This window comes from Stenotrophomonas maltophilia group sp. msm4, assembly GCF_032025605.1.
GTDB lineage: Bacteria > Pseudomonadota > Gammaproteobacteria > Xanthomonadales > Xanthomonadaceae > Stenotrophomonas > Stenotrophomonas sepilia.
In genome coordinates this window covers 480,196-496,640 of the sequence record NZ_JAVSKK010000002.1, presented here as the reverse complement: position 1 = coordinate 496,640, position 16,445 = coordinate 480,196, and the positions used below count along the sequence as shown (strand labels likewise).

Annotated in this window: 13 protein-coding genes and 1 pseudogene; all 14 read right to left on the bottom strand. The window is 68.0% G+C overall.

All coding sequences use genetic code 11. The features are described 5' to 3' along the window. Window positions 1-25: 25 nt before the first annotated feature. The 14 genes and pseudogenes from lpxC to rsmH all read right to left on the bottom strand — a co-directional run bounded on the left by lpxC (window position 26) and on the right by rsmH (window position 16,441). Window positions 26-937 (bottom strand): UDP-3-O-acyl-N-acetylglucosamine deacetylase, encoded by a 912-nt coding sequence (lpxC, locus tag ROV93_RS11345; protein WP_180890772.1) that lies wholly within the window; start codon window positions 935-937, stop codon window positions 26-28. Window positions 938-1,142: 205 nt separating this feature from the next. Then, a complete protein-coding gene (gene ftsZ / locus ROV93_RS11340; RefSeq protein ID WP_088497852.1) occupies window positions 1,143-2,378 on the bottom strand; it encodes a cell division protein FtsZ in 1,236 nt (411 codons plus the stop codon). 169 nt (window positions 2,379-2,547) lie between these two features. After that, window positions 2,548-3,783: a cell division protein FtsA gene (gene ftsA / locus ROV93_RS11335; RefSeq protein WP_005408083.1), complete on the bottom strand. Its 1,236-nt coding sequence runs from the start codon at window positions 3,781-3,783 to the stop codon at window positions 2,548-2,550. Between the two features lie 71 nt (window positions 3,784-3,854). Then, a pseudogene (locus tag ROV93_RS11330) lies at window positions 3,855-4,529 on the bottom strand (cell division protein FtsQ/DivIB); the annotation flags it as partial. Continuing rightward, window positions 4,526-5,488 (bottom strand): D-alanine--D-alanine ligase, encoded by a 963-nt coding sequence (locus ROV93_RS11325; protein WP_312539808.1) that lies wholly within the window; start codon window positions 5,486-5,488, stop codon window positions 4,526-4,528. The gene ROV93_RS11325 and the pseudogene ROV93_RS11330, both read right to left, overlap by 4 nt. Beyond that, on the bottom strand, window positions 5,485-6,921 hold the full coding sequence (gene murC / locus ROV93_RS11320) for a UDP-N-acetylmuramate--L-alanine ligase (protein WP_061478391.1): 1,437 nt from the start codon (window positions 6,919-6,921) through the stop codon (window positions 5,485-5,487). Before murC ends, ROV93_RS11325 begins: the two co-directional genes overlap by 4 nt. Window positions 6,922-6,961: 40 nt before the next feature. Continuing rightward, window positions 6,962-8,050, bottom strand: a complete 1,089-nt coding sequence (gene murG / locus ROV93_RS11315) for an undecaprenyldiphospho-muramoylpentapeptide beta-N-acetylglucosaminyltransferase (protein ID WP_072167851.1) — start codon at window positions 8,048-8,050, stop codon at window positions 6,962-6,964. Next, window positions 8,047-9,399 (bottom strand): putative lipid II flippase FtsW, encoded by a 1,353-nt coding sequence (gene ftsW / locus ROV93_RS11310; protein ID WP_312539803.1) that lies wholly within the window; start codon window positions 9,397-9,399, stop codon window positions 8,047-8,049. The genes murG and ftsW overlap by 4 nt, the downstream gene beginning before the upstream one ends. A gap of 1 nt (window position 9,400) precedes the next feature. Continuing rightward, window positions 9,401-10,486 carry a phospho-N-acetylmuramoyl-pentapeptide-transferase gene (mraY, locus tag ROV93_RS11305; protein ID WP_005415291.1) on the bottom strand — a complete coding sequence of 362 codons (1,086 nt, stop codon included), beginning with the start codon at window positions 10,484-10,486 and terminating at the stop codon, window positions 9,401-9,403. Continuing rightward, window positions 10,476-11,870 carry a UDP-N-acetylmuramoyl-tripeptide--D-alanyl-D-alanine ligase gene (murF, locus tag ROV93_RS11300; protein ID WP_072167849.1) on the bottom strand — a complete coding sequence of 465 codons (1,395 nt, stop codon included), beginning with the start codon at window positions 11,868-11,870 and terminating at the stop codon, window positions 10,476-10,478. Before murF ends, mraY begins: the two co-directional genes overlap by 11 nt. Beyond that, entirely contained in the window at window positions 11,867-13,375 is a 1,509-nt protein-coding gene (locus ROV93_RS11295) for a UDP-N-acetylmuramoyl-L-alanyl-D-glutamate--2,6-diaminopimelate ligase (RefSeq protein WP_072167848.1), read from the bottom strand. Before ROV93_RS11295 ends, murF begins: the two co-directional genes overlap by 4 nt. Further along, the gene (locus tag ROV93_RS11290) at window positions 13,372-15,216 is read right to left on the bottom strand and encodes a penicillin-binding transpeptidase domain-containing protein (protein WP_069139504.1); all 1,845 of its coding nucleotides are present in this window, start codon (window positions 15,214-15,216) and stop codon (window positions 13,372-13,374) included. The genes ROV93_RS11295 and ROV93_RS11290 overlap by 4 nt, the downstream gene beginning before the upstream one ends. After that, the gene (gene ftsL, locus ROV93_RS11285) at window positions 15,213-15,476 is read right to left on the bottom strand and encodes a cell division protein FtsL (RefSeq protein ID WP_005415286.1); all 264 of its coding nucleotides are present in this window, start codon (window positions 15,474-15,476) and stop codon (window positions 15,213-15,215) included. Before ftsL ends, ROV93_RS11290 begins: the two co-directional genes overlap by 4 nt. Then, window positions 15,473-16,441: a 16S rRNA (cytosine(1402)-N(4))-methyltransferase RsmH gene (gene rsmH, locus ROV93_RS11280; protein WP_049468237.1), complete on the bottom strand. Its 969-nt coding sequence runs from the start codon at window positions 16,439-16,441 to the stop codon at window positions 15,473-15,475. The genes ftsL and rsmH overlap by 4 nt, the downstream gene beginning before the upstream one ends. Between the last annotated feature and the right edge of the window lie 4 nt (window positions 16,442-16,445).

Below are 16,445 nucleotides of genomic sequence, written 5' to 3'. Positions count from 1 at the left end.
TCTTTAAATTCAACAACCTATGGAATCAGGCGTACGCCGGGGTGGCGTATTCCACCGGATCCGGGGTGGCCGGCGAGTCGAAGCTGACCCATTCCCGGGCGCTGGCGTCGGCCATCAGGGCCCGCACCAGCTTGTTGTTGAGCGCGTGGCCGGACTTGAAGCCTTCGTACGCACCCAGCACCTGGCCACCGGCCAGATAGAGGTCGCCGATGGCGTCCAGGATCTTGTGGCGCACGAATTCGTCGGCGTAGCGCAAGCCGTCTTCGTTGAGCACGCGGAACTCGTCCAGCACGATGGCGTTGTCCATCGAACCGCCCAGGCCCAGGTTGCGCTCGCGCATGTACTCCAGGTCGCGCATGAAACCAAAGGTGCGCGCGCGGGAGATTTCCTTGGTGTAGGCCAGCGTCGAGAACTCGATTTCCTGGCGCGACTGCTTGGCCGGAATCATCGGGTGGTCGAACTGGATGGTGAAGCCCAGCTTGTAACCCTCGTACGGGGTGAAGCGGGCCACCTTGTCGCCCTCGGTCACTTCCACGGTCTTCAGCACGCGGATGAAGCGCTTGGGCGCATCCTGTTCCACGATGCCTGCCGACTGCAGCAGGAACACGAACGGGCCGGCCGAACCGTCCATGATCGGCAGCTCGGCCGAGGACAGTTCGACGATGATGTTGTCCACACCCAGGCCGGCCAGCGCCGACATCAGGTGTTCGACGGTCTGGATCTTGGCGTCGTTGCAGGTCAGGCCGGTGCACAGGGTCACTTCGGTGACCAGTTCGGCCTTGGCCGGCACTTCCACCACCGGGTCCAGGTCCACGCGGCGGAACACGATGCCATGGTTGACCGGTGCCGGGCGCAGGGTCATGTAGACCTTGTCACCACTATGCAGGCCAACGCCGGTGGCGCGGATCGTGTTCTTGAGGGTGCGTTGCTGGATCATGGGGATGGACCGGAAGTGACACATTAGATTAACACGCGCACTCCCCTACCCTGGCTGAAACGCCAGTGACAGCCACCGGCAGGACACACCGGCACGCCGCTGGGAAAGCGCGTGAAGCAGGGCGGCCGGGCCCATCCTGGCCCGGCGCCCGCGTTTTCAGGACATGGTGGCGCAACCCGGGGAGGACAACCCCGGGCCGGCCCGCTTAGTCCGCCTGGCGGCGCAGGAACGCCGGGATGTCCAGGTAATCGTTCGGCAGTTCTGCCGCGGCCGGGGCCGAAGAGGACGGCGCCGACGGGGCCGAAGCCGCTGCGGTATCGCTGCTGGCGCGACGCAGGCCCAGGCCCATGCCGCCGACGGCCTTGGACACGGCGTCGCCGCCGTTGTCGAACTCGCCGAACTCCGGCTGGCCGGTGGTGGCGTTGCGGACCAGCTTGATCGGTGCACGCTCGCCCGGACGCTGGGTCTTGCTGGCCGAGACGCGGTTCAGGCCAGTGGCCACCACGGTCACGCGCACTTCGTCCTGCATGTCCGGGTCCAGCACGGTGCCGACCACGACGGTGGCGTCTTCCGAAGCGAAGCCGTCGATGGTGCGGCCGATCTCGTCGAACTCGGCCATGGTGAAGTCCGCGCCGGCGGTGATGTTGACCAGGATGCCGTTGGCACCGGCCAGGTTCACATCGTCCAGCAGCGGGTTCTGGATCGCCGATTCGGCAGCGGCCTGGGCGCGGTCATCGCCCCGTGCAGTGCCGGTACCCATCATCGCCAGGCCCATTTCGGACATGACGGTGCGCACGTCGGCGAAGTCGACGTTGATCAGGCCCGGACGCACGATGAGGTCGGCGATGCCCTGCACGGCGCCCTGCAGCACGTCATTGGCGGCGCGGAAGGCCTGGATCATGGTCGCGTTGCGACCCAGCACGGTGATCAGCTTCTCGTTCGGGATCGTGATCAGCGAGTCGCAGTGCTGGCTCAGTTCCTCGATGCCCTTCAGCGCCACCTGCATGCGGCGACGGCCTTCGAACGGGAACGGCTTGGTGACCACGGCCACGGTCAGGATGCCCATTTCCTTGGCCAGCTGCGCCACCACCGGCGCAGCGCCGGTGCCGGTGCCGCCGCCCATGCCGGCGGTGATGAACACCATGTCCGCGCCCTGCAGCGCGTCCATGATGCGCTCACGGTCTTCCAGCGCGGCCTGGCGGCCGACCTCCGGGTTCGCGCCTGCGCCCAGGCCCTTGGTCACGTTGGTACCCAGCTGCAGCTGCAGCTTGGCACCACAATTCTTGATGGCCTGCGAGTCGGTGTTGGCGGTGATGAACTCCACGCCGTCCACCGCCGAGTTGACCATGTGCGCCACGGCATTGCCGCCGCCGCCGCCCACGCCAACCACCTTGATCACCGCATTGGGTGCCATCTTTTCGATCAGTTCAAAATGCGCCATGTCCGTGTCCTCGTTGTATCCGCTTGTCGGTGGCATGGACGGTCGGGCCTCCTGCCTTCGCGTGTCATGTTGCCGTTGCGGCTGTGTGGGTTGTGTAGTGCGTTGTTGCGTTGTGATGCGGGTACTGCGGGTGTTGCGCCGGGCCGGGCCCGGAGTTACGGGTTCCGCGTCAGAACTCGCCGCGGAACCAGGTCTTGAGCTTCTTGAACATGCTTCCAGCGCGCCCGGTCGGCAGCGACGGCCGCCGCGGGTGCTCGATCTGGCTGCCCATCAGCAGCAGGCCCACGCCGGTGGCGTGCACCGGGTTGCCGACCACTTCGCCCAGGCCGGTGACGTGCTGCGGGATGCCCACGCGCACCGGCATCTGCAGCATTTCCTCGGCCAGTTCGACCACGCCTTCCATCTTCGATGCGCCCCCGGTCAGCACCATGCCGGCGCGCACCAGTTCCTCGAAGCCGGAGCGGCGCAGTTCGGCCTGCACCATCTCGAAGATCTCCTCGTAGCGACCCTGCACGGCCTGCGCCAGCGAATGGCGCGGCATGCGGCGCGGCGGGCGGTCGCCGACCGACGGCACCTGGATGCTCTCCTCGGCCGTGGCCAGCTGGGCCAGGGCGCAGGCATAGCGCACCTTGATCTGCTCGGCTTCCGGGGTCGGCGTGCGCAGCATGTGCGCGATATCGTTGGTCACGTGGTCGCCGGCGATCGGCAGCGAGGCGGTGTGGCAGATCGCGCCCTGCACGAACACCGCGATGTCGGTAGTACCGGCGCCCATGTCGACCAGCACCACGCCCAGCTCGCGCTCGTCGGCGGTCAGCACCGCCACGCTGGAGGCCAGCGAGGACAGCACCAGGTCGTCCACCTGCAGGCCGCAGCGCTGCACGCACTTGCTGATGTTGGCCGCCGCCGACTGCGCGCACACCACCAAGTGCGCATGCACTTCCAGGCGCACGCCGGTCATGCCGACCGGGTTGCGGATGCCTTCCTGCGAATCGTCCAGCACGTACTCGCGCGGAATCGCGTGCAGGATCTTCTGGTCGGCCGGGATCGCCACCGCCTTGGCCGCGTCGAGCACGCGATCCAGGTCGCCCCAGGTCACTTCACCGTCGCGGATCGGCACGATGCCCGGCGAGTTCTTGCACTGCACGTGGTTGCCGGAGATCGAGGCGTACACCGAACGGATCTCGCAGCCGGCCATCAGCTCGGCTTCTTCCACCGCACGCTGGATCGACTGCACGGTCGATTCGATGTCCACCACCACGCCACGCTTCAACCCGCGCGATTCGTGCGAGCCGATGCCGATCACCTCGATCGGGTTGCCCGGCGAATACTCGCCCACCAGCGCCACCACCTTGGAGGTGCCGATGTCCAGGCCAACGATCAGCGATTTGTCACCCTTGCGATTCATGTCCTTTCCTGCGTGCTTCTGGCCGGGGTCGCCGGCGTTTTCGCCGGCGTGGCCGGGGTACCCCAGCTCAGCGTGAAACCATTGGTGTAACGGAGGTCGGCGCGCTCGATCGGCGCGTCCTGGCGGTTGAGCTGCGGCAGCACCTTGACGAAGCGCTGCATGCGCGAGCGCGCGTCGTCACGGCCGACCACCACTTCGGTGCCGTTGCTCAGCACCAGCGACCAGCTGCCGCGCGCATCCATCGTCACCCGGCGCACGTCGACGCCGGCCGGTGCGAACAAGGCACGCGAGTCGCTGTACAGCTTCATCACTTCCTGGGTCTGGCTGTCCGGGCCATCCAGCTCCGGCAGTTCCAGGTCTGACAGTTTCTTCGGCGTGGGGAACAGCTTGCCCTGCTCGGAGACCAGGCGGTCGTTGCCCCAGCGTGCGAACGGCTTGTGCTCGACCAGGGTCACTTCCAACACGTCCGGCCACTGCTTGCGTACCTGCGCGCTTTCCACCCACGGCAGCTTTTCCAGCGCGTCCTGCGCATCCTGCAGCTTGACCGCAAAGAAGCCGGCGCGCGCGTATGGCAGCAACACCTGCTGCAGCTGTTCGGCAGGCACCCGCTTGAACTCGCCATGCACGCGCAGCTTCGCCAGCGGCCAGCGCTCGGCGCCGACCCAGCCATTGACCACGGCCACCACCGGCAGTGCAACCACCGACAGCGCCAACAGCCAGACGAAGATGCGCAGCAGCGCGTTCATGCGTGCGCGGCCTCCAGGGTCTGTTCCAGCACGCGCCACACCAGTTCCTCGAAACCGATGCCGGCCTGGCGGGCCGCCTTGGGCACCAGCGAATGGCTGGTCATGCCGGGCGCGGTGTTCACTTCCAGCAGGAAGAAATGGCCGCTGGCCCGGTCACGCATCACGTCCACGCGGCCCCAGCCACGGCAGCCAGCGGCGCGGAATGCGGCCAGCGCGATGCGGCGGATCTCGTCTTCGTCGCCACCGTCCAGGCCCGGGCACAGGTACTGGGTGTCCTCGGCGATGTACTTGGCGTTGTAGTCGTACCACTGGCCCTTGGGCACGATGCGGATCGACGGCAGGGCAACGTCGCCAAGGATGGCCACGGTCAGCTCATCGCCCACCACCATCTGCTCCATCAGCAACTGGCCGTCGTAGCGCGCGGCCAGGGCCACGGCCTCGTCCAGGCCGGTCTCGTCGGTGACCCGGCTGATGCCCACGCTGGAGCCTTCGTTGGCCGGCTTCACCACCACCGGCAGGCCCAGCTCGGCGGCCAGCGCATGCACGTTCGACGCGTCGACCTTGCGGTACTGCGGGGTCGGCAGGTCCAGCGACAGCCACACCTGCTTGGTGCGGATCTTGTCCATGCTCAGCGCCGAACCCAGCACGTCCGAGCCGGTGTACGGCACACCGAAGGCGTCCATCAGGCCCTGCACGATGCCGTCCTCACCGCCACCGTTGTGGCCATGCAGGATGTTGAACACGCGGTCGATGCCACCGGCGGCGAGCGCGCTGGCCAGCGCCGGAATGCCATCGACGGCGAACGCATCGACGCCGCGCGACTGCAGGGCTTCGAGCACGTTGCGGCCTGAATCCAGCGACACCTCGCGTTCGCTGGAACTGCCGCCGAGCAGCACGGCGACGCGGCCGAACACGGCCGGGTCGGTCACGCGCAGCGGCGGGAAAGTCAGCGCGCTCACGCCTGGCCCTCCGCCTGGAAGCCTTCCACCGCGATATGGGTGGCCACGGCACCGATGTCGCCGGCACCCATCATCAGCAGCAGGTCACCGTCCTGCAGCACGTCCGGCAGCACGCTGGCCAGCTCGGCGGCCTTGCCCACCACCACCGGCTCGCTGCGGCCGCGCGCGCGGATGGCGCGGGCCAGCGCATGCGAGTCGGCACCGGCAATGGGTTCCTCACCGGCCGGATAGACCTCGCTCAGCACCAGCGCGTCGACGCTGGACAGCACCGCGGCGAACTTGTCGAACTGGTCACGGGTGCGGCTGTAGCGGTGCGGCTGGAAGGCCACCACCAGGCGCTTGTCAGCCCAGCCGCCGCGGGCGGCGGCGAATACCGCCTCCAGCTCGCTCGGGTGATGGCCGTAGTCGTCGATGATGCGCACCTTGGCACCGCTGGCGGTGGTCACTTCGCCCAGATCATTGAAGCGGCGACCGACACCGGCGAAGCCTTCCAGCGCGCGCGCGATGGCGTCCGGTGCTACGCCCAGCTGCCAGCCCACCGCGGCGGCGGCCAGCGCGTTGAGTACGTTGTGCCTGCCCGGCAGCGCCAGCACCACTTCCTGGCTGGTGCCCTGCGGCAGGCGCAGGGTGAAGCGCATGCGCGATCCTTCCTGCACCACGTTCTCGGCGCGCACGTCGGCCTGCGGGCTCATGCCGTAGCTCATCACGTGGCGCGGGGTCCTGGCGGCCAGCGCGGCCACTTCCGGATCGTCGATGCACAGCACCGCCAGGCCGTAGAACGGCAGGCGCTGCAGGAATTCGGCGAACGCCGCCTGCACGCGGGCAAAGTCGTTGCCGTAGTTTTCCAGGTGGTCGGCGTCAATGTTCGTGATGATCGACATCAGCGGGTTCAGGCGCAGGAAGCTGCCATCGCTTTCGTCGGCCTCGGCCACCAGCCACTGCCCACCGCCCAGCTTGGCGTTGGCACCGGCAGCCAGTAGCTGGCCACCGATCACGAACGTCGGGTCCAGGCCACCTTCGCTCAGCACCGCCGCAGTCAGGCTGGTGGTGGTGGTCTTGCCATGGGTACCGGCCACGGCGATGCCGCGGCGGAAGCGCATCAGCTCGGCCAGCATCGCCGCGCGCGGCATGATCGGAATGCGCTGGCTGCGCGCTTCCATCAGTTCCGGGTTGTCTTCGCGGATGGCACTGGAGACCACCACGCAGTCGGTGCCCAGCACGTTGGCTGCCGAGTGGCCGCGCATGATGCGCGCTCCCAGGCTGGCCAGGCGGCGGGTTGCCACGTTGTCGGCGTTGTCCGAGCCGGACACTTCGTAGCCCAGCGTCAGCATCACTTCGGCGATACCGCTCATGCCGGTGCCGCCGATGCCGACGAAATGCACGCGCGGGAACGCGCGCACCAGGTCGTTGGTGTCGTGCAGGCGACGGATCATGCGCGGCCTCGCGCAGGGCAGGCGCGGTGGCATGCCTTCTTCATACAGCTTCCTCGAGAATGATATCGGCGATGCGCTCGGCGGCATCGACCTTGGCCAGGGCACGCGCGGCTTGCGCCATCTGCATGCGGCGGGCGGGATTTTCGGACAGATCGCGCAGCAGTGCGGCAATGCCGTCGGCCAGCGTTCCGTCCTGCTTCAGCAACACCGCCGCGCCGCGCTCGACCAGGTACTCCGCATTGCGGGTCTGGTGATCGTCGACGGCAGCGGGGAATGGCACCAGCACGCTGCCGACGCCGGCCGCGCACAGCTCGGCCAGGGTCGACGCACCGGAGCGGCACACGACCAGATCGGCCCAGGCGAAGGCCTCGGCCATGTCGGCGATGAACGGGGTGATTTCCGCCTGCACGCCGGCCTTGACATACGCCTCGACCGCCTCGGCATGCATCTTCTCGCCACTCTGGTGGCGCACCTGCACCGGCACGCCGGCACCCAGCGCGGCGATCGCTTGCGGCACGCCGGCATTGAGTGCGCGCGCACCCTGGCTGCCGCCCACCACCAGCACGCGCAGCGGGCCGTTGCGGTCGGCGAAGCGCAGTTCCGGCGGAGCGATGGCGGCGATCTCCGCACGCACCGGGTTGCCGACGAATTCCTCGCGCTGGGCGAAGGTGCCCGGGAAACCGGTCAGCAGCCGGCGCGCATAACGCGACAGGATGCGGTTGGTCAGGCCGGGCGCACGGTTCTGCTCATGCACGATCAGCGGCAGGCCATGCAGGCGCGTGGCCATGCCACCCGGGCCGGAGGCGAAGCCACCGAAGGCCACCACCGCACGCGGCTGGCGTTTGCGGATGATCATGCCGGCCGCGCGCAGCGCGCGCATCAGCCGCCATGGAGCCGCCAGCAGCGCCAGCTTGCCCTTGCCGCGCAGGCCGGTGATCGCCAGCGTGTCGATGGCAATGTCGTGCTGCGGCACCAGGCGGGTTTCCATCGCGCCTTCGGCGCCCATCCAGGTGACCGGCACGCCACGCTCGCGCAGCACGCGGGCCACGGCCAGGCCGGGGAAGATGTGACCGCCGGTACCACCGGCCAGAATCATCACCGGGCGCACCTTCTCGTTGGCTGCACTCATGACAGCCTCCCGAAGGTCGGTTCGATGCGCGACTGCAGGCGGCTGGTGCCGCGCGCGGCGTTCGCCGCAGCGGCAGCCGTCGGCTCGGCGCTCACCGGCACGCTGGCGGGGGGGGGGGGGCCCCCCCCCCCCCGGGGGGGGGCGGGGGGGGGGGCGGCGGGTTCCATCGGCTCGGCAGCGGTTTCTTCGGCGCCACCGATGCGCACGGCCTGGCGACGCTCGGCGCGCTTGAGCTCGTAGGACACGCGCAGCAGCAGGCCCATCGCCACGCAGGTCATCAGCACCGACGAGCCGCCGGAGGAGATCAGCGGCAGGGTCAGGCCCTTGGTCGGCAGGATGCCCAGGTTCACGCCGATCGAAACGAAGGTCTGCATGCTGATCCACAGGCCGATGCCGAAGGCGATGTAGCCGGAGAAGTGGCGCTTCATTTCCACGCAGCGCATGCCCAGCCAGAAGGTACGGCCGACCAGCAGCGCGTACAGCGCCACGATCACGCAGGTACCCAGGAAACCGAATTCCTCGGCGGTGACCGAGAAGATGAAGTCAGTGTGCGCTTCCGGCAGGTAGTACAGCTTCTGCACCGAATTGCCCAGGCCGACGCCGGTCCACTCGCCACGGCCCACTGCCATCAGCGCGTTGGACAGCTGGTAGCCGTCGCCCTGCTGGTCGGCCCACGGGTCCAGGAACGATGTGATGCGGCGCATGCGGTACGGCTCGATGATCGCCAGTGCGCTCATGCCGACCAGGCCGATGACCACCGGCATCGACATGCGCGGCATGTTCACCCCGCCCAGCACCAGCATGCCGGCGGTGATCGCCAGCAGCAGGGTCGAAGAACCAAAGTCCGGCTGCAGCAGCAGCAGCACCACCAGCGCACCGGCCACGCCCAGCGGCTTGAGCATCGCCGGCCAGGTCGCATTGACCTCGTCGCGGAAGCGCACCAGGTAGCTGGACAGCCAGACGATGTACAGCACCTTCACCGCCTCGACCGTCTGGAACTTGGAGATGCCCAGGTTGATCCAGCGGCGTGCGCCGTTGACCGTGCTGCCCAGGCCCGGCGCGAACACCGCCAGCAGCAGCACGAAGCAGCCCAGCAGCAGCATCTGGTTGTACTGCTCGATGGATTTCAGCTCGGTGCGGGCGGCGATGACCGCCAGCACGATACCCACCGCCAGGAAGATCAGGTGGCGGTTGAGGTAGTAGAACGGGCTGCTCATCAAGGCGATCGAGCTGGACGCCACCATCACCACGCCCACGCCGGTGAGCGCGATGATCGCGCCCAGCAGCCACTTGTCGTAGCTGCCTTCGATGGCTTCAAGGCGTGTTGCCTGGCGGGACAGGTCGTTCATCTCAGCGCACCTTCAACGTGGCCAGGCCGATCAGCACGAGCACGACGGAGATGATCCAGAAGCGCACGATCACGCGCGGCTCCGGCCAGCCCTTCAGTTCGAAATGGTGGTGGATCGGCGCCATGCGGAACACGCGCTTGCCGGTCAGCTTGAACGAGGCGACCTGGATCATCACCGACAGGGTTTCGATGACGAACACGCCACCCATGATCACCAGCACCAGTTCCTGGCGGGTGATCACCGCGATGGTGCCCAGCACCGCACCCAGCGCCAGCGCGCCGATGTCGCCCATGAACACCATGGCCGGATAGGTGTTGAACCACAGGAAGCCCAGGCCGGCTCCGGCGATGGCCGCACAGATGATGACCAGTTCGCCGGCGCCCGGGATCTGCGGGATCTGCAGGTAGTTGGCGAACACCACGTTGCCCGAGGCATAGGCGAACACGCCCAGCGCGCAGGCCACCAGCACGGTCGGCATGATTGCCAGGCCGTCCAGGCCGTCGGTCAGGTTCACCGCGTTGGAGAAGCCGACGATCCAGAAGTAGGCGATGGCCACGAAGCCGATGCCGGCCAGCGGCAGCGCGACCGACTTGAACATCGGGATGTAGAAGGTCAGCGCTGCCGGCACGTCAGCCGTGTAGAACAGGAACAGGCCCGCGGCCAGGCCGAAGATTGACTGCAGCAGGTACTTCCAGCGCGACTTCAGGCCGTTCGGGTCACGGCGGACGATCTTGATCCAGTCGTCATACCAGCCGATGGCGCCGAAGCACAGCATCACCGCCAGCACCAGCCACACGTAGCGGTTGCGCAGGTCGGCCCACATCAGCACCGACAGGGTGATGGTGAGCAGGATCAGCGAACCGCCCATGGTCGGCGTGCCGGCCTTGGAGAAATGGGTCTGCGGACCGTCCTGGCGGATCGGCTGGCCGCCCTTGAACTGGGCGAGCTTGCGGATCATCGCCGGTCCAAGCCACAGCGACAGGAACAGGGCCGTCAGCGCGGCAAGGATGGCGCGGAACGTCTGGTAGTTGAACAGCCCGAACAGGCTCTCCAACTGCTGCAACCATCGAGCCAGTTCATACAACATGCGGGGATTCCTCTCCTTGCGCCAGCAGCGCTTTGACGATCAGGTCCATGGCACTGCCACGGGAACCCTTGACCAGGCAGCGCACACCAGCGTGCAACTCATCCTGCAGCGCCTGTGACAGCGCACCATGGGTAGCGAAATGGCGACCGCCTTCACCGAAGGCGGCCGCAGCGGCGGCACTGAGCGGACCCAGCGCATACAGCCGCTTCAGGCCGGCAGCGCGTGCGCGGATGCCGGCCTGCGCATGCAGCGCCTCGGCGTCCGGGCCCAGTTCGCGCATGTCACCCAGCACCAGCCAGCCCTCTTCCGGGGCGGCGGCCAGGGCATCGATGGCCGCAGCCAGCGAGCCGGGATTGGCGTTGTAGCTGTCATCCACCAGCACCGCGCCGTTGCGCAGCTGATGGGCAATCTGGCGGCCCGGCACCGGCTGCGCTTCGGCCAGGCCGGCGGCAATCAGCGCCAGATCGACACCGGCGGCCAGCGCCAGGCTGGCGGCGGCCAGCGCATTGCTGACGTTGTGGCGACCCGGCAGGCCCAGCACCACGCGGGCTTCGCCGGTCGGTGCGACCAGGGTGAACTGGCTGCCCTGTGCACCGGCGCGGATGTCGCGCGCGGTCACGTCCGCCGAGTGTTCGAGGCCGTAGCGCAGCACGCGGCAACGCGCCGGGGTGCTGATGAAGTGCTGCTCGAACCAGCGGCCATAGGCATCGTCGGCGTTGATCACTGCCACGCCATCGGCCGGCAGCGCGGCATAGATCGCGCCCTTGGTCACCGCCACGCCGAGCAGGCTGCCCATGCGTTCCAGGTGTGCCGGGGCAATGTTGTTGACCAGCGCATAGCGCGGGCGGGCGATGTCGGTCAGGTAGGCGATATCGCCAGGCTTGCCAGCGCCCATCTCGTAGACGGCGTAGTCGGCATCTTCCGGCGCATCGATCACCGCCAGCGGCAGGCCGATCTCGTTGTTGCGGTTACCCGGGTTGGCGTAGACCACCTTGTGCGCGTGCTGGGCCACCTGCTGCAGGATCGACAGCAGCAGGCTCTTCACGCTGGTCTTGCCATTGCTGCCGGTGATCGCGAACACCTCGGTGCCACGGTCACGCTGCATGCCGGTAGCGATCTTCGCCAGTGCCAGCTCGCTGTCGGCCACCAGTACCTGCGGCAGCTCGATCGGCAGCAGCCGCTCGACCAGCAGCGCACTGGCACCGCGCGCCTGCGCGTCGGCAGCGAAGTCATGCCCGTCGAAACGCTCGCCGCGCAGCGCCACATACAGGCTGCCCGGGCCCAGGTTGCGGGTGTCATTGCTGACTGCATCGATGGCCACGTCGTCGCCGTGGATCTCGCCACCGGCCCAGTGTGCGATCAGCGAAAGCAGGGTGCGCTTCATGCGGCGCCCTCCCCGGCCTGTGCCTGCAGAACACCGGCCTTGGCCGCCAGTGCAGCCGCAGCCACTTCGGTGTCGTCGAAGTCATGACGCACGCCATTCACTTCCTGGTACGGCTCATGGCCCTTGCCGGCAATCAGGATGATGTCGCCGGCACCGGCACGCTTCACCGCCAGGCCGATCGCACGCGCGCGGTTGCGCTGCACGGTCACGGCATCGGCGTGCTGGAAGCCGGCCAGGATGTCGGCCACGATCACGTCGCCATTCTCGCCACGCGGGTTGTCGTCGGTGACGATGACCTGGTTGGCCAGGCGCTCGGCAATCGCCGCCATCTGCGGACGCTTGCCTGAATCGCGCTCGCCACCGCAGCCGAACACGCAGAACAGCGTGCCCTGCAGATGGCCGTGCAGGCTGTCCAGCGCCTGCTCCAGCGCGTCCGGGGTATGTGCGTAGTCGACCACCACGGTCGGCAGGCCGTCTTCGCCGCCGAGGCGGTTCATGCGGCCACGGATCGGCTGCAGCGCCGACAGCACTTCGGCGATGCGCGGCAGCGGCTGGCCCTGCGCGTGCAGGGTGCCGGCCACGGCCAGCAGGTTGTCCACGTTGAAGCGGCCCAGCAGCGGCGACTGCACCGCGGCGCGCTGGCTGTCGATGACCAGCTCGAAGGCAATACCGCGCCCATCCAGCTGCAGCGCTTCAGCGCGCACGCTGGCGTCAGCGGCACCGCGCGAGCTCAGGCCGATCGGTTGCACGCCGGCAGGCAGGCCAGCGAACAGCTGGCGACCAAAGGCGTCGTCCAGGTTGACCACCGCCGCCTTCAGGCCCGGGCGATGGAACAGCCGCGCCTTGGCCGCGCCGTAGCTGGCCATGTCACCGTGGTAGTCCAGATGGTCGCGGGTGAGGTTGGTGAACACCGCCACGTCGTAGTGCACGGCATCCACGCGGCCCTGGTCCAGGGCGTGCGAGCTGACTTCCATCGCCACCGCACGCGCACCGGCGTCGCGCAGCTGTGCCAGCAGCGCATGCATCTGCAGTACCAGCGGCGTGGTGAATCCGGTCGGCTCGACCGCACCATAAAGTCCGGCGCCCAACGTACCGATACTGCCACTGGGCGTTCCGAGCAGGTGCCAGGCCTGGGCCAGCAGTTGCACGGTGGAGGTCTTGCCGTTGGTACCGGTCACGCCGACCATCGCCATCGCCCGTGACGGCGCGCCGTGGAACTGGTCGGCCATCGCCCCCATGCGCGCCCGCAGGCCCGGCACGGCGATCGCATCGGCCGGCGCCGGCAGCTCGGTCGGTGCCGGTGGCTCGAACAGGATGGCGCTGGCACCGGCCGCACGGGCCTGCTCGACAAAGCCCAGGCCATGCGCGCCGAAACCGGCGATGGCGACGAAGGCATTGCCGGGGCGCACGGCGCGGCTGTCCAGCACCAGGCCGGTCAGAACGGGATCATGGCCCGCCAGGGCCACGTCCGGAAGCAACTGCGAAAGCAACATCGAAGGACTCATTGCGTGCCTCCCGTAGCGGGCGGCGTCTGGGCTTGCGCGCTCGGCAGCGCAGCATCGAATTCAGCGGCGGCATCGACCGGCAGCGCGGTCTCGGCCGGCGGTGCGGGCAGGATCGAGGCCGAATGGCCGACCTTGCCCGACTGCTGTGCGGCCAGCCACGACTGCAGGTCGTCCAGCGGCACGTCCATCAGGCGCAGGGTGCCTTCCATCACGTTGTGATAGACCGGCGCCGACACCAGGCCGCCGTAGAACTTGCCGGCCTGCGGATCGTTGATGACGATGACGGTGGCGAAGCGCGGGTTGGTGGCCGGCACCACGCCGGCAAACAGCGCGTTGTAATGCCCGCGCTCGTAACCACCCGGACCGGCCTTGCGCGCGGTGCCGGTCTTGCCGGCCACGCGGTAGCCCAGCACCGCCGCCTGCTTGGCGCCGCCCTGGGTGACCACCGTCTCCATCATCGCCACCACCTGCCTGGCGACGTTTTCATCGATGATCTGCTGGCCTTCGTTGCGCTGGCCCTTGACGAAAGTCGGCGCGATAAGGCGCCCGCCGTTGGCCAGCGCCGAGTACGCGGTGGCAATCTGCAGCGGCGTGACCGACAGGCCATAGCCGTAGGACATGGTGGTCTTGGTGGTCCCCGACCAGCGCGCCGGACGCATCACCACACCGGCCGATTCACCCGGGAACCCGCTGTGCGGCGCCGAGCCATAGCCGAAGCGGCGCACGCCGTCGTAGAAGGTCTGGTCCGGCATCTTCGCCGCAACCTTGGCTGCACCCACGTTCGAACTGCGGGTGATCACGCCGGTCACGTTCAGCACGCCGTTGTTGCGTGGCACGTCGCGGATGGTGAAGCGACCCAGCGTCATGTAGCCCGGGTTGGTGTCGATGATGGTGTCCTTGGTCACCACACCGGCCTGCAGCGCGGTGGCGATGGTCAGCGGCTTCATCGTCGAACCCGGCTCGACCAGGTCGGTCACCGCGCGGTTGCGGCGCGTATCAGGGATCGCGCCGGTCAACGAATTCGGGTTGTAGGTCGGCAGGTTGACCATGGCCAGGATCTCGCCGGTGGTCACGTCCATGATCACCATTGAACCGCCGGCCGCCTTGTTGGCCACCAGCGCGTTGCGCAGTTCCTTGAAGGCCAGGTACTGGATGCGGCGGTCGATGCTGAGGGTCAGGTCCTTGCCCGGCTCAGCGGCACGCAGCAGATCGCTTTCGACGGTCTCGCCCTTGCGGTTGCGGATCACCCGCTTCGCACCGGGCTTGCCGCGCAGCCATTCGTCGAAGGCCAGTTCCAGGCCTTCCTGGCCGCGATCATCGATGTTGGTGAAGCCCAGCACGTGCGCCATCGCCTCACCCTGCGGGTAGAAGCGGCGGAACTCGCGCTGCGCGGCCACGCCCGGAATCTTCAGCGCGACCACCTTCTCCGCCTCGTCCGGATTGATCCGGCGACGCAGGTACATGAATTCCTTGTCCGACTTCTGCGACAGGCGGCTGCTCAGCTCATCCACCGACATGCCGACCGCCTGGGCCAGCTCGGGGATGCGTTCGGGCGAACGCAGCAGGTCCTGCGGGTTGACCCAGATCGAGGCAACCGGCGTGGACACCGCCAGCGGCTCGCCGTTGCGGTCGGTGATCATGCCGCGCGAGGTCTTGATCGGCAGCTCGCGCAGGTAGCGGGCCTCACCCTGGCGCTGGTAGAAGTCGCTGTTGATGATCTGCACGTAGGCCGCGCGACCGACCAGCGACACCGAGCACAGGCCAAGCGCCAACGCCACCCAGCGCAGGCGCTGGCGCAGGTTGAAGGCATTGCGTGGACGGTTGCGACCGGCCTTGCTCATGGGCGCACCACCACGATGTCGGCGGCCTCGGGGAACTTCATGCCGAGCTTTTCGCGGGCGATGCGATCGACACGGTTGGCTTCGGCCAGCGTGGCCTGCTCCAGCTGCAGGCGGCCGAATTCCAGGTTGATGTCATCGCGCTTGCGCTCGGCGCGCGACAGCTCGATGAACGTCTGCCGATGACGGTGACGCACGAACACGACGCCGATCGCCGAGGCCACGGTGCAGGCCAACAGGATGATCAGCAGCAGCCGGCTCATGCGTCGGCCTCCCGCTTCTGGGCCACGCGCAGCACGGCGCTGCGGGCGCGCGGGTTGGCGGCCAGCTCTTCGTCGGTGGCCTTGATGGCCCCACCGATCAGGTCCAGCGTCGGCACGAACGCAACGGCCTCGGGCAGGCGGCGGTTGGCCGGCGGCGCCTTGGCCAGGCGGTTCATGTACTGCTTGACGATGCGGTCTTCCAGCGAGTGGAAGCTGATCACCGCCAGACGGCCACCGGGCTTGAGCCGTTCCACCGCCGCATCGAGCCCTGCTTCCAGATCGGCCAGCTCGCGGTTGATGTGGATGCGGATGGCCTGGAAGCTGCGCGTGGCGGGATGGATCTTGTCCTTTCCACGCGGCATCACCGAGGCGATCAGCTCGGCCAGTTCGGCGGTGCGGGAGAACGGCTGCTTCTCGCGGCGGGCCACGATGGCGCGGGCGATGCGCCGGCTCTGGCGCTCTTCGCCGTAGGTCCACAGCACATCGGCGATCTCGCGCTCTTCCACGCGGTTGATCCACTGCGCGGCGCTTTCACCGCTGTCCGGGTCCATGCGCATGTCCAGCGGGCCGTCCTTGCCGAAGCTGAAGCCTCGTTCGGCCACATCCAGCTGCGGCGACGACACGCCCAGGTCGAACAGCACGCCGTCCAGGCCTTCGGCCGTCGCATCCCACTGCAGCAGCTGGGCGAAGCTGCCACGGAAGATGGACACGCGCGGATCCGGCGCGAAATCGCGCTCGGCAACGGCGATGGCTTCCGGATCCTTGTCCATGACCAGCAGGCGCCCCTCGGGACCGAGCTGGGTGAGCACGCCACGTGCATGACCGCCACGACCGAACGTGCCATCCAGATAACGTCCGTTTTCGATCACCCTCAGGCCTTCAAGGACCTGGGTGTACAGGACCGGCAGGTGCACCGCCGGCGACTGCGACACCGGAAGGTGACCGGCCTGCGCTTCTGGGCGCATCCGG

Coding starts and splice junctions, on each gene's coding strand:
- lpxC (WP_180890772.1), bottom strand. CDS start 937: ATGATCCAGCAACGCACCCTCAAGAACACGATCCGCGCCACCGGCGTT.
- ftsZ (WP_088497852.1), bottom strand. CDS start 2,378: ATGGCGCATTTTGAACTGATCGAAAAGATGGCACCCAATGCGGTGATC.
- ftsA (WP_005408083.1), bottom strand. CDS start 3,783: ATGAATCGCAAGGGTGACAAATCGCTGATCGTTGGCCTGGACATCGGC.
- murC (WP_061478391.1), bottom strand. CDS start 6,921: ATGATCCGTCGCCTGCACGACACCAACGACCTGGTGCGCGCGTTCCCG.
- murG (WP_072167851.1), bottom strand. CDS start 8,050: ATGAGTGCAGCCAACGAGAAGGTGCGCCCGGTGATGATTCTGGCCGGT.
- ftsW (WP_312539803.1), bottom strand. CDS start 9,399: ATGAACGACCTGTCCCGCCAGGCAACACGCCTTGAAGCCATCGAAGGC.
- mraY (WP_005415291.1), bottom strand. CDS start 10,486: ATGTTGTATGAACTGGCTCGATGGTTGCAGCAGTTGGAGAGCCTGTTC.
- murF (WP_072167849.1), bottom strand. CDS start 11,870: ATGAAGCGCACCCTGCTTTCGCTGATCGCACACTGGGCCGGTGGCGAG.
- ROV93_RS11295 (WP_072167848.1), bottom strand. CDS start 13,375: ATGAGTCCTTCGATGTTGCTTTCGCAGTTGCTTCCGGACGTGGCCCTG.
- ROV93_RS11290 (WP_069139504.1), bottom strand. CDS start 15,216: ATGAGCAAGGCCGGTCGCAACCGTCCACGCAATGCCTTCAACCTGCGC.
- ftsL (WP_005415286.1), bottom strand. CDS start 15,476: ATGAGCCGGCTGCTGCTGATCATCCTGTTGGCCTGCACCGTGGCCTCG.
- rsmH (WP_049468237.1), bottom strand. CDS start 16,441: ATGCGCCCAGAAGCGCAGGCCGGTCACCTTCCGGTGTCGCAGTCGCCG.